This window comes from Collinsella aerofaciens (genome assembly GCF_039752955.1).
Classification (GTDB): domain Bacteria; phylum Actinomycetota; class Coriobacteriia; order Coriobacteriales; family Coriobacteriaceae; genus Collinsella; species Collinsella aerofaciens_BI.
Window position 1 is genome coordinate 91,673 of record NZ_JBDMHB010000003.1, and the last position, 14,600, is coordinate 106,272.

11 protein-coding genes are annotated in these 14,600 nt (G+C 60.4%); 5 read left to right on the forward strand and 6 right to left on the reverse strand.

The window, feature by feature from the left end:
- Window positions 1-101 precede the first annotated feature (101 nt).
- Both ABHR75_RS01690 and ABHR75_RS01695 read left to right on the forward strand, forming a co-directional pair.
- Window positions 102-1,280 carry an acetate/propionate family kinase gene (locus ABHR75_RS01690; RefSeq protein WP_138112162.1) on the forward strand — a complete coding sequence of 393 codons (1,179 nt, stop codon included), beginning with the start codon at window positions 102-104 and terminating at the stop codon, window positions 1,278-1,280.
- 164 nt (window positions 1,281-1,444) lie between these two features.
- Entirely contained in the window at window positions 1,445-2,623 is a 1,179-nt protein-coding gene (locus ABHR75_RS01695; RefSeq protein WP_138112164.1) for an acetate/propionate family kinase, read from the forward strand.
- 436 nt (window positions 2,624-3,059) lie between these two features.
- Here the strand turns inward: ABHR75_RS01695 and pta are convergent, their stop codons facing one another.
- The gene (pta, locus tag ABHR75_RS01700; protein ID WP_006234296.1) at window positions 3,060-4,040 is read right to left on the reverse strand and encodes a phosphate acetyltransferase; all 981 of its coding nucleotides are present in this window, start codon (window positions 4,038-4,040) and stop codon (window positions 3,060-3,062) included.
- Between the two features lie 231 nt (window positions 4,041-4,271).
- Between pta and glf the strand changes: the two genes are divergently transcribed.
- Complete coding sequence (gene glf, locus ABHR75_RS01705; RefSeq protein WP_346963483.1) at window positions 4,272-5,474, forward strand: UDP-galactopyranose mutase; 1,203 nt, start codon at window positions 4,272-4,274, stop codon at window positions 5,472-5,474.
- Window positions 5,467-6,498, forward strand: a complete 1,032-nt coding sequence (locus ABHR75_RS01710) for a glycosyltransferase family 2 protein (RefSeq protein ID WP_161115929.1) — start codon at window positions 5,467-5,469, stop codon at window positions 6,496-6,498. Before glf ends, ABHR75_RS01710 begins: the two co-directional genes overlap by 8 nt.
- Window positions 6,499-6,870: 372 nt before the next feature.
- On the opposite strand, the gene ABHR75_RS01715 is transcribed toward ABHR75_RS01710, so the two are convergent.
- The 5 genes from ABHR75_RS01715 to ppk1 form a co-directional block, all read right to left on the reverse strand.
- Window positions 6,871-7,872: a P1 family peptidase gene (locus tag ABHR75_RS01715; protein WP_346963484.1), complete on the reverse strand. Its 1,002-nt coding sequence runs from the start codon at window positions 7,870-7,872 to the stop codon at window positions 6,871-6,873.
- A gap of 101 nt (window positions 7,873-7,973) precedes the next feature.
- Window positions 7,974-8,555, reverse strand: coding sequence for a Maf family protein (locus tag ABHR75_RS01720; RefSeq protein ID WP_346963485.1), 582 nt, complete (start codon window positions 8,553-8,555; stop codon window positions 7,974-7,976).
- Window positions 8,552-9,094 carry a DJ-1 family glyoxalase III gene (locus ABHR75_RS01725; protein ID WP_055287259.1) on the reverse strand — a complete coding sequence of 181 codons (543 nt, stop codon included), beginning with the start codon at window positions 9,092-9,094 and terminating at the stop codon, window positions 8,552-8,554. Before ABHR75_RS01725 ends, ABHR75_RS01720 begins: the two co-directional genes overlap by 4 nt.
- 105 nt (window positions 9,095-9,199) lie before the next feature.
- Complete coding sequence (gene rlmD / locus ABHR75_RS01730) at window positions 9,200-10,528, reverse strand: 23S rRNA (uracil(1939)-C(5))-methyltransferase RlmD (protein WP_117745918.1); 1,329 nt, start codon at window positions 10,526-10,528, stop codon at window positions 9,200-9,202.
- 98 nt (window positions 10,529-10,626) lie between these two features.
- Window positions 10,627-13,200 carry a polyphosphate kinase 1 gene (ppk1, locus tag ABHR75_RS01735; RefSeq protein WP_346963486.1) on the reverse strand — a complete coding sequence of 858 codons (2,574 nt, stop codon included), beginning with the start codon at window positions 13,198-13,200 and terminating at the stop codon, window positions 10,627-10,629.
- Window positions 13,201-13,757: 557 nt separating this feature from the next.
- Here ppk1 and ABHR75_RS01740 point away from each other — a divergent pair.
- A partial coding sequence (locus ABHR75_RS01740) for an arginine deiminase (protein WP_346963487.1) occupies window positions 13,758-14,600 on the forward strand: 843 nt, incomplete at its 3' end.

The following is a 14,600-nucleotide window of genomic DNA, read 5'->3' on the forward strand; positions in this document are numbered from 1 at the left end:
TTATATATCAACGCAATAAACCCGAGCGCGAGGGCGTTTGGGTTTATTATTGAAGCGTATGTAACCTGGCGGCGCCACACCGCCTGTTAGTAGGGAGACACATGAACGTTCTGGTCGTCAACGCAGGATCTTCGACGCTTAAGTATCAGGTCATCGATACCAAGTCCCACAAGGTGTCCGCAAAGGGCTCCTGCGAGCGCGTCTGCTTTACCGGCGGTACCTTCACCCACGCTGCCAACGGTTCCAAGAAGGTGACCGAGAACATCGAGTTCCCCGACCACAAGGTCGCCATCGAGGTCGTCCTGAAGGACCTCGAGGCCAACGGCGTCAAGATCGAGGGCATCGGCCACCGCATCGTTCAGGGCGGTTGGTACTTTGGCGATTCCTCCCTCGTCGACGAGGACGTTCTCGCCAAGATTCGCGAGGTCGCTCCGCTCGCCCCGCTGCACAATAACCCCGAGGCCAACGTTATCGAGTACTGCCTGGAGCAGTATCCCGACCTGCCCAACGTCACGGTCTACGACACTGCTTTCCACTTCAATATGCCCGAGGTCGCCAAGACCTACGCCCTGCCCAAGGACGTCTGCGACAAGCTGCACATCCGTAAGTACGGCGCCCACGGCACCAGCTACCGCTACATCTCCAAGAAGGTTGCCGAGATGACCAACGGCGAGGCTCGCAAGGTCGTCGTGTGCCACATCGGTTCCGGTGCTTCCCTGTGCGCCATCGAGGACGGCAAGTGCATGGACACCACCATGGGCTTGACGCCGCTCGACGGTGTCATGATGGGCACCCGCTGCGGCTCCATCGACCCTGCTACCGTGTGCTACCTGCAGCGCGAAGGCGGGTTCACCTTCGACGAGGTCGACGAGATGATGAACAAGAAGTCCGGCCTTTTGGCTGTGACCGGCGGCAAGACCAACGACTGCCGCAACGTTGAGGAGCTCGCCGCTGCCGGCGACCCCGAGGCCCAGCTCGCCTTCGATATGTTCGTCTACAAGATTGCCGCCAAGGCCGCCGAGATGGCCACTTCCATGTGCGGCATGGACACCCTGGTCTTTACCGCCGGCATCGGTGAGCACGCTCCGGCTGTCCGCGCCGGCGTGGCCGACCGTCTGGCCTTCATGGGCGTCAAGATGGACCATGCCCGCAACGCCCTGCGCGGCGACGGCGCTTGGTGCCTGTCCGCCAAGGATTCCAAGGTCAAGATCTTCGTTATCCCCACGGATGAGGAGTTCATGATCGCTTCCGACGTCGAGCGCATCGTTAGCGGTAAGTAATTGATGCAAGGGGAGGGGACTGGATGGCCTTGTGCCGTTCAGCCCCCTTTTATGCTCTTTGGGCGAAGAGCTTAATAGATATTTATTGAATTCTGATAACTTCTTATTAAAGGTACGGCCGCCTTATAGGTTTGCCGACCGTACTGTAATCACGAAGGAGTCTCATGAACGTACTTGTTGTCAACGCCGGCAGCTCGAGCCTTAAATATCAGCTTTTGGATACCGATACCCGCGAGGTTTTCGCCAAGGGCAACTGCGAGCGTATCGGATCGGAGATGGGCGTCTTTGGTCACTCCGAGAACGGTGGCACCAAGCAGACCGAGGAGGTTCCCTTCCCCGATCATCGCTCTGCTATCGCTCGCGTGCTCGAGGAGCTCGAGAAGACCGACTTTACGATCGATGGCATCGGCCACCGTATCGTTCAGGGCGGCTGGCACTTCGATGATTCCGCGGTCGTCGACGATGAGGTCATGGCTAAGATTCTTGAGGTGGCCCCGCTCGCCCCGCTGCACAACTACGGCGAGGCCGCGGCAATCGAATACTGCCGCGAGAAGTATCCGGAGCTGCCCAACGTGGCCGTCTTCGACACCTCGTTCCACATGACCATGCCCGAGGTCGCCTACACCTACGCGCTGCCCAAGGACGTGTGCGACAAGTATCACGTGCGCAAGTACGGCGCCCACGGCACGAGCCACCGTTACGAGTGGATGATGGCCAAGGAGATCCTGGGCACGCGCTGCCACCGTCTGCTTTCGTGCCACCTGGGCAACGGCGCCTCGCTCGCCGCTATTGAGGACGGCGTGTGCCGCGATACCACGATGGGCCTCACGCCGCTCGACGGCCTGATGATGGGCACCCGTTGCGGTTCCATCGACCCGGCCACCGTGTGCTACCTGCAGCGCGAGGGCGGCTACAGCTACCAGGAAGTCGACGACATGATGAACAAGCAGTCCGGTCTGCTTGCCATCTCGGGTATCTCCAACGACGCCCGCGACATCCGCACGCGCGCCTCCGAGGGTGACGAGCGCTGCCTGCTCGCCTTCGACATGTTCGCCTACAAGGCCATGCAGCAGGCCGGTTCCATGATTGCCTCCATGGCGGGCGTGGACACCATTACCTTTACTGCCGGCATCGGCGAGAACGACTGGTCGATCCGCAAGGCTTTCTGCGACTGCTTTGAGTGGCTGGGCGTGCGCATCGACAACAATAAGAACCGCGAGGCCGTGGGCAACGGCCCGCAGGTCATCAGCGCTGCCGGCTCCGCCGTCACGGTCATGGTCATCCCCACCGACGAGGAATACATGATCGCCCACGACGTCGAGCGTCTGACCGGTAGCAACTAGCGCATTCGTCTGCAATTGAGAGAAAGGCCTCCAGAGCAACGAGCTCCGGAGGCCTTATTTGATGGACGAGACGAGCGGGGCGGAAACTCCATCCCACAATCAGCCTCCAAACCGGGACACATTTTCCGGAAGGCCAGAAATCGGAACGCAGTCTATCTTATGGCTCCAAAGTGGTCATTACCTGCAACGCATACGCTCTCAGCAACGTCGCCCATCCATCCAAATTCTCAGCCCCAGCTCGTAGCCAAGCCGCCGTCCACCCCAGATTCCCTGAATGCCACGTGATAGTAGAAGGCCGCACAGGTTAACCCCTGAAAACATTCCGCAGACCAGAAACGCCCCCGTTCGTAGCTCCGAAGGAGCAGAACGGGGGCGTTTCATTGGTCGAGGACGTTTTCAGGGGTTAACCTGTGCGGCCTTCGGGCGAGTACGTCCGCTACTCAGCCATCTGAGCCTGGACGGCGGTGATGGCCACGACACCCACGATGTCGTCGGCAGAGCAGCCGCGCGACAGATCGTTGACCGGCTTGGCGATGCCCTGCAGGATGGGGCCGTAAGCGTCGGCGCCAGCGAAGCGCTGGACCAGCTTGTAGCCGATGTTGCCTGCCTCGAGGTCGGGGAACACGAGCACGTTGGCCTTACCGGCGACGGAGGAGCCGGGAGCCTTGAGCTGGGCGACGGTGGGGACGATGGCGGCATCGAGCTGCAGGTCGCCGTCGATGGCGAGCTCGGGAGCCTTCTCCTTGCAGAACTTCACGGCCTCCTGGACCTTCTTGGCGACCTCGCCACCGGCGGAGCCCATGGTGGAGTAGGAGAGCATGGCCACGTGCGGCTCCACATTGCCCATGAAGGTGGACCAAGAGTGAGCGGAGGCGATGGCGATCTCGGAGAGCTCATCGGAGGACGGGTTGATGTTGAGGCCACAGTCAGCGAAGATCAGCGTGCCGTCGGTGCCGAACTGCGGGGTATCGGTGCACATTACGAAGAAGGCAGAGACCAGCTTGGTGCCCGGGGCGGTCTTGAGGATCTGAAGTGCAGGGCGCAGGGTGTCGGCGGTGGAGTGGCAGGCGCCGGAGACCAGGCCGTCGGCGTCGCCCATCTTGACCATCATGGTGCCAAAGTAGGTGGCGTCCATCACCTGGGCGCGAGCCTGCTCGATGGTAACGCCCTTCTTGGCGCGGAGCTCAGCAAACTTCTGCGCATACTCCTCGTGCTTCTCGGCATTGCGCGGGTCGATGACGGTAGCGCCGGGAACGTTGATCTCGTCGGGGTTGCCCAGGATGACGATCTTTGCCAGGCCCTCCTCGATGATTTTGGTGGCCGCGACGATAGTGCGCGGATCCTCGCCCTCGGGCAGGACGATCGTCTTAAGGTCGGCCTTGGCGGCAGACTTCATACGGTTTAGGAAATCGCTCATGTTACTCCTTACAAGCGTTTCGCTAAGCTCCAGGCACCCGGCTGTTCACGAATAAACCCGCTGCTAGCGGGTTTACCTTTCAATTATGTACGCCGCGGTGCTTGAGCTTTCCTTGTGTGGCAAGCTCATTATAGGACGCATTAGCGCTATAATCGCTCTGATAAATATGTCTCGAAGAATGTTCGAGAAAAGCCCAGCTAACGAGCCCGTGGCTTTTGACAAGGAGTATCGATGCAGATTACCTCAGGCCTGCCTGAAGGCTTTAACGCCGGCGCGTACGACATGATTGTCGTCGGTGCTGGATATGCCGGTGCCGTTTGCGCCCGCCGTCTTGCCGAGACCATCGGCTATCGTGTTGCCGTTTTGGAGCGCCGTAGCCACATTGCGGGTAACGCCTACGACTGCACTGACGAGGCGGGAATCCTGGTCCACGAGTATGGTCCGCACATCTACCATACCTTTAACGAGCGCGTCCACAATTTCCTGTCGCGCTTTACCAAGTGGACGGACTACCAGCACAAGGTGCTCGCCAACATCAACGGTACCCTTATGCCCGTGCCCTTTAACCATGCGAGCCTTAAGCTTGCCTTTGGCGATGAGCGCGGCGAGGAGCTGTATCAGAAGCTCGTGGAGACCTTTGGCAAGGACGTCAAGGTGCCCATCATGGAGCTGCGCAAGAAGAACGACCCGGATCTTGCCGAGGTCGCCGATTACGTCTACGAGAACGTCTTTTTGCATTACACCATGAAGCAGTGGGGCCAGACGCCCGACCAGATCGACCCCTCGATCACCGGCCGCGTTCCCGTCTTTGTGGGCGATGACGATCGCTACTTCCCGCAGGCTCCCTTCCAGGGCATGCCGCAGGACGGCTATACCGCGCTGTTCGAGCATATGCTCGATCACGATTTGATCGACGTGTTCTGTGACGTAGACGCCCGTGACCTTTTCGAGATTGACGAGACCACCGTCAAGATTGACGGCAAGGTCTATGGTGGTGAGATCGTCTACACCGGTCCGCTCGATGAGCTGTTCAATCTCGATCTGGGCGCGCTACCGTACCGCACGCTCGACATGAAGTTCGAGACGCTCGATATGGACCAGTTCCAGCCCGTGGGCACCGTCAACTACACCACGAGCGAGGACTACACGCGCATTACCGAGTTCAAGAACATGACCGGTCAGATCCTGCCCGGCAAGACCACCATCATGAAGGAGTATTCCAAGGCCTATACGCCCGGCTCGGGCGAGACGCCGTACTACGCCATTCTTGAGCCCGAGAACCGTGAGCTCTATGAGCGCTATCTTGAGCGCGTCCAGAACCTGACGAACTTCCACCCGGTGGGTCGTCTGGCCGAGTATCGTTACTACGATATGGACGCTGTGACCAATTCCGCCCTCGATCTTTCGGATGAGATTATCGCCTGCCATGCATAAAGTCATAACATTCGGTATTCCCTCGTATAACGCCGCCAAGGACATGGACCATTGCATCACCTCCATCTTGGAGGGGAGCAATTACGCCACCGATATCGAGATTATCGTAGTGGACGACGGCTCCAAGGACGAGACGGCCGATAAGGCCGACGAGTGGGAGGCACGTTATCCCGGTATCATTCGCGCGGTGCACCAGGAGAACGGCGGCCACGGTATTGCCGTCCTTTCGGGTCTGCGCGAGGCACAGGGCACCTACTACAAGGTCGTCGACTCGGATGACTGGCTCGATGCTGCGGCTCTTTCGACTATGCTGTCGATTCTGCGTGGCTTTGAAGAGCGTGACCAGCGCGTTGACCTGTTTATCTCGAACTACGTGTACGAGAAGGTTTACGAGGGCACGCATACCGCTATTGGCTACAAATTTGCCCTGCCGCGCAAAAAGATCTTTTCCTGGGATCAGATCGGTCATTTCCGCCTAGACCAGAACCTACTCATGCACAGCCTGTGCTATCGCACGGATGTGCTGCGCGAGTCCAACCTTCCCATGCCGCCGCACACGTTCTATGTGGACAACATCTACGCCTACGTGCCGCTGCCGCGTTGCAAGACCATGTACTACGCCGACATCGACCTCTATCGCTACTTTATCGGTCGCGAGGGCCAGAGCGTCAACGAGGCAACGATGGTCAAGCGTCTGGACCAGCAATTCCGTGTTACGCGTATCATGATGGAGTCGTACCACTTGTACAGCGATGTTGGGTCGTCGCGCCTGCGTTCGTACATGATGGGCTACTTCACCATGATGATGGCGATCTGCTCGGTTCTCACCAAGCTTTCCGAGGAAGATTGCGCCGACGAGCGCCTAAAGATGCTGTGGAATGATTTGAAGGCCTACGACGAGCGCATGTATCGTCGTGCCCGCTACGGCGTGGTCGGGTTCTTCACCAATCTGCGCGGACGGGCCGGAGACAAAACCACGCTCGGCCTATACCGCCTTGCCTCTAAGATCTTCAAATTCAACTAGCTGCCGAGTAATCGCTGCTGATAGGTTGACTGGGCCCCTTGGCCTTTAGTTTGCTACTGCGAACAGTCCTGCTCGCACGGAAAGCACATTAAGTGCTTTCCGGCTCGTGCGGAACTTGTATCAAACTAAAGGCCAAGGGGCCTCTGCTATAAGAATCGATTGTCAGGTTATTTGAATTTGAAGATCTTCGACGCGCGGTACACAGGGGCCTGGGCTGAAAAGAATCTGGTTGGTAGGTTGCCCGGTGGGGCTTGGTTATGTTTGTCGCGAGTTCCGCACGAGCCGAAGAGCACTTAATGTGCTCTTCGTGCGAGCCAGGACTGTAGAGCAGCAAACATAACCAAGCCCCACCGGGCAACCGGTCAGGTTAGGCTACTTCGCGGCGCCGGGGATGCCGTGGGAGGTTTTGGCGGATTTGGCTCCGTTCACGATGGCGGTTTCCAGGGCCCTTACGGCGAGCATGCCCAGCAGGTCTAGGGGAGCGGCGGCGCTTGCCTGGGCGCCCAGTTTGCCGCTGGCGAGGGTGTAGATGGTGTCGCCGTCGTTGGTGGTGTGTGTGGGGCGGATGGCGTGTGCGTAGGCGTCTGCGGCCATCTGGGAGACCTTGGTGGCTTGTGCCTTAGTGAGTTCCACGTTGGTGACGATGCAGCTGATGGTGGTGTTGGTGCGGTCGAGCGGCATCTGCATGGATCCGGCGGCGGCAAAGGCTGCGAGTTCCATGTCGACGATCTGGTCGCTATCGGCTGCGGCGCGCATGCCGGCGACCCACTCGCCGGTGAAGGGGTCGACAACGTTGCCGCAGGCGTTGACCGAGACCACGGCGCCCACCTTGATGGGGCCGAGTGCCACGGCGGCAGCTCCAAGGCCGGCCTTCATGCAGGTGGCAGGCCCCATGAGCTTACCCACGGTAGCGCCCGTGCCGGCGCCTACGTTGCCCTGTTCGAGCTTGGTGGGGGTGTGGTCGAGTGCTTCGCGCACGGCGGCGATGCCGGCCTCAATGTCGGGGCGCACGGTGGGGTTACCAAAGGCGAGGTCGAAGATACAGCTGGAGCACACGATAGGCACCTGCGTGGGGCCGACGGGAAGGCCGATGCCGCGGCTCTCAAGCACGCGAGCGACGCCGCTTGCAGCCTCGAGGCCAAAGGCCGATCCACCCGAAAGGCAGACGGCGTGGACCTTGTCGACGGTGTTCTCGGGTCGCAGCAGGTCGGTTTCGCGCGATGCTGGAGCACCGCCGCGAACGTCAACGCCGCCGGTGGCGCCCTCGGGTGCCACGATTACGGTGCAACCGGTGCCGGCCTCCTCGTCCGTATAGTTGCCATAGCAAAAGCCATCGACATCGCAGACGTCAATGGCCTCGAGCAGTGTATCCATGTTTAACTCCTATCGGTTTTCCGCCGCGCCTTGTGCCCGGTCGGGATCCGTACGGTACGCCAAAATTGTAGGCGCCGGGGGATACCCAGCGCCAGATGCAATTACGAGAGTTTTTGAATCGCGCGCGCGACGCGGGCGATGGGTAGGCCCACCACGTTATAGAAGTCGCCCGAAATATCGTGCACGAGCATGCGTCCTCCTGTGCCCTGAATGCCGTAGGCGCCGGCCTTGTCCATGGGCGCACCCGAGGCGACGTAGTGCTCGATCTGCTCGTCGGTGAGCTCGTAGAACGTCACGTCGGTCACATCGACAAAGGACAGGCTTTCGGCGGCATGCGGGGCGGCCGTATCGCCTGCCTTAACGATGCAGACGCCGGTTGCGACCTGGTGCGTGCGGCCCGAAAGCTCACGGAGCATAGTGCGCGCCTCGTCCTCGGTTGCCGGCTTGCCCAGAATCTTGCCGTCAAAGGTGACGATGGTGTCGGCCGCGACCGTCAGCTCATTGGGCTCGGCATACTCGGCAGCAACGGCAGCCGCCTTGGCGCGTGCCAAGCGCTCGACAAGCGTGAGCGGGGCCTCGCCATCAAAGGGCGTTTCGTCGATATCCGCGGGAATCACGCGAATGTTGTAGCCTGCCTCGCGCATCAGCTCTATGCGGCGCGGCGATTGCGAAGCCAAAATCATAGTTGGATGCCCTCGGCGACCTTCTCGACGGCCTTGTCGCCGGCGAGCGTGCGCAGCAGCTCCAATGCAAAGGGGAGGGACTGTGCCATGCCGCTGGCAGTGATGATGTTGCCGTCTTGCGTGACCTTCTCGCCGGTATAGGCGCCTTCGGGGAAGCTTTTCTCAAAGCCAGGGAAGCACGTGGCATGGCGCCCCTCGAGCAGGTCGAGCTCGCCCAGGATAAACGGGGCGGCGCAGATGGCGGCGACGTGCTTGGTTGCGGCGAACTCGCAGACCACGTCGCAGACGCGCTGATCTGCGCGCAGGTTGGTGGCACCGGGCAGGCCGCCGGGCAGCACGACGCAGTCGTACTCGTCAAAGTTGATCTCATCAAAGAGCGCATCGCAGGTCACGGGGATCTGCAGCGAGCTTACGACCTCGCGCGTGGGCATGATCGAGACGAGCGTGGCACGCACGCCGCCGCGACGCATGACATCGACCATGGTCAAGCATTCAATAGTTTCAAAGCCATCGGCGGCGAGAACGGCAACGCTGGGCATGAGGGTTCCTTTCATAGGCGGCATACAATTAGCCGTCTTATACCCCGAAGACCTCCGCTTGCCACGCTCGATTTCCCAATGATTTTCTGAGCAATGATTAAGCGGCTAGTTGCGCCTAAGGTGGACGACGGTCTCGCAGTGGAAGGTTTGTGGGAACAGGTCGACTGGCGTGATCTTTACGGGGGAGAAGGTGCCTTCTTCGACAAAGCGTTTGAGATCGCGCGCCAGGGTGGCCGGGTCGCAGCTCACGTAGGCGACATCGCGGGCACTCGTGCTGGCGATAAGGCCGATCGCCTCGGGGGCGAGGCCTGCGCGCGGCGGGTCGACCACCAAGATGTCGGCATCCTGGTCGGGGAACTCGCGCACCGCGTCTCCGCCAATGACGTCGACGTTATCAAGCTTGTTGATTTCCAGGTTACGGCGTAGATCGCGCACGGCGGGGCCGTAGGCCTCGACGGCAGCGACAAAGTCGCAGCGGCGGGCGAGCGGCAGGGTAAAGGTGCCGGCACCGCAGTACAGGTCCACGGCAAGCTCGTCTTCCTGCGGGTCGAGCGCTTCCATGACAAGATCGATCAAAATCTCGGCACCCTTGGTGTTGACCTGGAAAAAAGACGGGGCAGACAAGCGCATCTGATCCTCGGCGATATTCTCGGTCCATGAGCCCTCTCCGGCGAGCATTTCGACCTTGGAGACACGGCGGGCCTTCTTTTCGCCCTTGCTCATCACGCGTACGATGCTCGTAGGATGAGCGGCGTCCGCCAGCACGCGGGAGACCTGCGAGCGCGGAAAAGAGCCTGTGGGCGTCCAGAGTGCGACCTCGAGTGCCTTGGTGCGGCGCGATGCGCGAATGCCCACGCGTTCGAGCCCCAAGTCATGGCTGCCGCTTAGATAGTTGAGTGCGCCGACGACCGATTTGAGTGCCTTCGGGAAGCGCTTATCGAACAGCGGACACATATCGACGGTCACGATTTTGCTGGGGTCGACACCGTGCATGCCAAGGCGCACGCGACCGTTGACGACGGTCGGTTCGAGCTCGATTTTATTGCGGTAGCCCCAGTCGTCCTTGGTGTGGCAGATGGGCTGTACCAACTCATCTGCCAGCTCAGGAGCGAACTTGCCGATGCGCTCGAGCGTGGAGCGCAGGTTTTGCTCCTTGGCGGCGAGCTGTGCCGTGCGTGAGAGATTGCCCCACGAGCAGCCGCCGCAGATGCCCACGAAGGGGCAGGGAGGCTGAATGCGATTGGGGCTTGGCTCCAGAATCTCGGTGGTGCGGGCGCGCATGAATGACTTGCCGTCCTGTACGACCTCGGCCTCGACGGTGTCGCCTGCCACGGCACCCTGCACAAAGACGGCCTTGCCGTTGTCGGCGTGCGCCAGCCCGTCGGCGCCGTAGGTCATCGATTCTATAGTGAGCTTCATATTCCTGCCTGTCATTCGCGTTGTTGTTCGCACCATGGTAGCAGGGAAAAGCGCCCCGCATCCGAGGCTTTCCTCAAATGCGGGGCGCTTCTACAAACTGCTTCTACAAACGACTATTTCGTCTTGCCGGTAATGAGCGTCTTAAGACCCAGGCCGATCAGACCCAGGCCCATGCGCACGCGGCCGGGGCGATGGCGCTCGATGGCCTTGGTCTTGCCAGCGGGCTTATCGCGACGGGCGCTCGTCTCGGGTGCGGGCTTGGTGACCTGCGGATCGGGCTGAGGTGCAGGTGCAGGCTCGGGCTCAATGACGGTCGCCTGGACCTCTTGGACCTTGGGCGTGGTCGGCTGCGGATCAGGAGCTGGGGCGGGCTTTGCCTCGGCGGCGGGCTCCGGAGTCGCGGTAGCGGGCTCGGGCGCTTTCTCCATGGCGGGCTCTGCGGCAGCCTCGGGCTCATTCACCGGGGGAGTGGCAACCGCTTCCGGTTTGGCGGCTGCCCCATGTTCAACCTCGGCCTGAATAGCTTCTTCGGCCACACGTTCCTTCTCCTGTGCGCGCTGCTGCGCGGCGGCCTCGGCGTTGCGATAGGCACGCTCCAGTAGAGCTTCCTGCGAGTTGAAGGGTTTCTCACCCTCTGCACGTTCCACGGGGACCCAGGTGCCGTCGCTCGTGAGGCTGCGGGCCTTCACGTTGTCCTGCAGCTGCATGCCCATGTACTCGTGCACTAGGGCGCGGCAGGTGGGGTCGAGCACGGGGAAGGCGATCTCCACGCGGTGCTCGGTGTTGCGTGTCATCATGTCTGCCGAGCTCAGGTAAATCATGTCCGAGTCCACGCCAAAAGCGTAAACACGGGCGTGCTCCAAAAAGCGTCCGACGATGGAGCGGACATGCACGTTCTCGGTCTTGCCCGGAACACCGGGCTTGAGGCACGAGATGCCGCGGATGATCATGTCTACGCGCACGCCGGCACACGATGCCTCGGCGATCTTGTCGATAACCTCGCGGTCGGTCAGCGAGTTGAGCTTAAAGAACACGCGGGCGGGCTCGCCGGCAAGGGCGCGCTGGATCTCGCGGTCAAGCCCGCGCATGATGAGCGGTTTCAGTCCGACGGGCGCCACACCCAGGAAGCGGTAGTCGCCGCGCAGGTTGCCCAGCGACAGATTGCGGAAGAACAGGTTGGCGTCTTCACCGATGCCGGGATGGGCCGTCATGAGCATAAAGTCGCTGTAGAGTTTGGCCGTCTTCTCGTTAAAGTTGCCGGTGCCCAAAAGCGTGAGGCGGGTGAGCGCCATACCCTCGCGATAGGTGAGCTGGCAGATCTTTGAGTGGCATTTAAAGCCCTCGGAACCATAGATGACGGTGCAGCCCGCTTCTTCCAGACGCTCGGCCCACTCGATGTTGTTCTGCTCGTCAAAGCGCGCGCGGAGCTCCATGAGCACCGTGACCTCTTTGCCGTTCTCGGCAGCATCGATCAGCGACTCGCACAGGCGGCTCTGCTTGGCCACGCGGTAGAGCGTGATGCGCAGCGAGATGCACTCGGGGTCATAGGCGGCCTCGTGCACCAGGTCCAAGAACGGGTTCATGGCCTCGTAGGGATAAAAGAGCAGCTTGTCGTGCTGCAGCACCTGCTCGCGGATGGAGCGGGTCATGTCGATGTTGGGATTGGGCTGCGGCCTAAACGGCGTAAAGAGCAGCTCGTTGCGCAGGTGCTCGGGAATCTTGCCCTCAATGCCGAAGACGTAGCCCAGGTTGAGCGGGATATCGCAGGTAAAGACAGAGCGGCGCGAAAGCTCGAGCGCCTTGCGGATAGTCTTGAGCGTTGCCTTCTCGAGCGACCCCGAGACCGCGAGCACTACCGGCTGCAGGCGCAGGCGCTTCTTGAGGATGCGCTTCATGTGCTGGCGGTAGTCCTCTTCCTCTTCGACGCCCTCGCCGTCCGGATCGATGTCGGCGTTGCGGGTGACGCGGATCAGCGCACGATCCAGCGGCTTATAGGAGCCAAAGCAGCTGTCCAAGCAGGCGAGGATGACGCCCTCGAGCAAGATGTAGGAGTAGGTGCCGGTGGGCGAGGGGATCTCGACCACGCGGTTCATTGAGGCGGGAATCTCGATAAGGCCCAGCAGGCTCTCCTCGTCGGTGGCGCCGTCCAGACCACAGGCCAGATAGAGCGCGCCATTGCGCAGGTTGGGGAAGGGGTGGCGCGGATCGATGACCAGCGGCGAGATGACCGGTGACACGTAGGCCTGGAAGTAGCGGGTTACAAAGGTGCGCTCCTCGGGCGTAAGCGAATCGATGCGGGCGCGGTGAACGCCCAAGGTGTCGAGCTTGCCCTCGATGCTCTTAAAGATGGACTCCCAACGGGTAAGGAGCCCGGGCATTTCGGCCATGACAGCATCGACCTGTTCGGAGGCGGTCATATTGCTCTTGTTGTCGACAGGTTGTTTTTTGAGCTCCGCCAGATCGGACAGGCCGCCCACGCGCACCATAAGGAACTCGTCGAGGTTGGACTCGAAGATCGAGACGAACTTTAGTCGCTCGAATAACGGAACGGTTTCGTCGAAGGCTTCGTCGAGCACGCGGTTGTCAAAGCGTAGCCAGCTGAGCTCTCGGTTTTGCGTGTACGAGAAGTCGCGCGGCGGTTTGCGCAGCTTTGCGGCGGCTTGCTTCTTTTCGATTTTGCTCGGCATATGCATCTGTCCGTTCAGTCCCCACAAGGGACGGTAGCCTAACACTAATCACTATTGTCTCAATTTAGTCGACCTGTGGCACGGACGCATCGCGCGAACGGTATCTTTACCTACTTCTTACGCTGCCAAGGCATGCAACTAACTGCCCAACTCGTTTAGAAACAATCTATATCCATACTCAATTGGTGAGGATGTATGAATAAGAATGATTGAGAGCTGAATATAATCGAATCCAAATTGAATCATGAACAAACGACATATATATGCAGAAAACCGTTTTAGCTATGCAATTCCTAAACATGAAAATATTTGTGCAATCTAGCTTAATTCCTTAGAAAAAAGAACATTTACCTTTGAAAACCTGCTTTAGAGAACCGAAGTGCATCATGGGGGAATCATATGAGATATACCGTTCATCGCACTTTGCTGACCGTTCGGGGGCGAGGTGGAATTGCAGGTGGTTTTTGGATATAACTAGAGCTGTCAGCAAGCAGCGTCCCATACGGAGGGGCGCTGATACATTCGGCCAGTAAGGCCCGAAAGAAAGGTAGGAGGCCATGACGAAAGGTCTGCACGTGCCTTCCGAGATCGGCAAGCTCAGGAAGGTCTGCCTGCACCGTCCCGGCGACGAGCTCCTCAACCTGCCGCCCGACGAGCTCGAGCGACTCCTGTTCGACGACGTCCCGTTCCTGGAGGTCGCGCAGCAGGAGCACGACACCTTCGCCCAGATCCTGAGGGACCAGGGCGTGGAGGTCCTCTACCTCGAGAACCTCGTCGCCGAGGTGTTCGACCAGGTCCCCGGCGCCCGCGCCGAGTTCACCGACCAGTACATCGCCGAGGCCGGCATCCGCGGCCAGCACATGCCGCAGATCGTCCGCGAGAAGCTGGACTCCATCGAGGACAACCTCGAGTTCGTCAAGAAGACCATGGCCGGCATGACCAAGTCCGAGATCGACATGCCCCTCACGGCGTCCACGACCCTCGACTCCCTGGTCAACTCCGAGTCCGAGTCCGACCTGATCATCGACCCGATGCCCAACCTCTACTTCACCCGCGACCCGTTCGCGGTCGTCGGCGAGGGCGTCAACCTCAACCGCATGTACTCGGTCACCCGCAACCGCGAGACCCTGTACGGCAAGTACGTCTTCAAGTACCACCCCGACTACAAGGACGTCTCGCTGTACTTCCGCCGCGACTGCCAGTTCCACACCGAGGGCGGCGACGTGCTGAACATCAACGAGAAGACCCTCGCCGTCGGCATCTCCCAGCGCACCCAGGCCGCCGCGATCGACGTCATGGCCCAGAACATCTTCTGGAACTCCGACTCCAAGGTCGAGCGCATCCTGGCCTTCGACATCCCGGTCTCGCGCGCCTTCATGCACCTCGACACGGTCTTCACC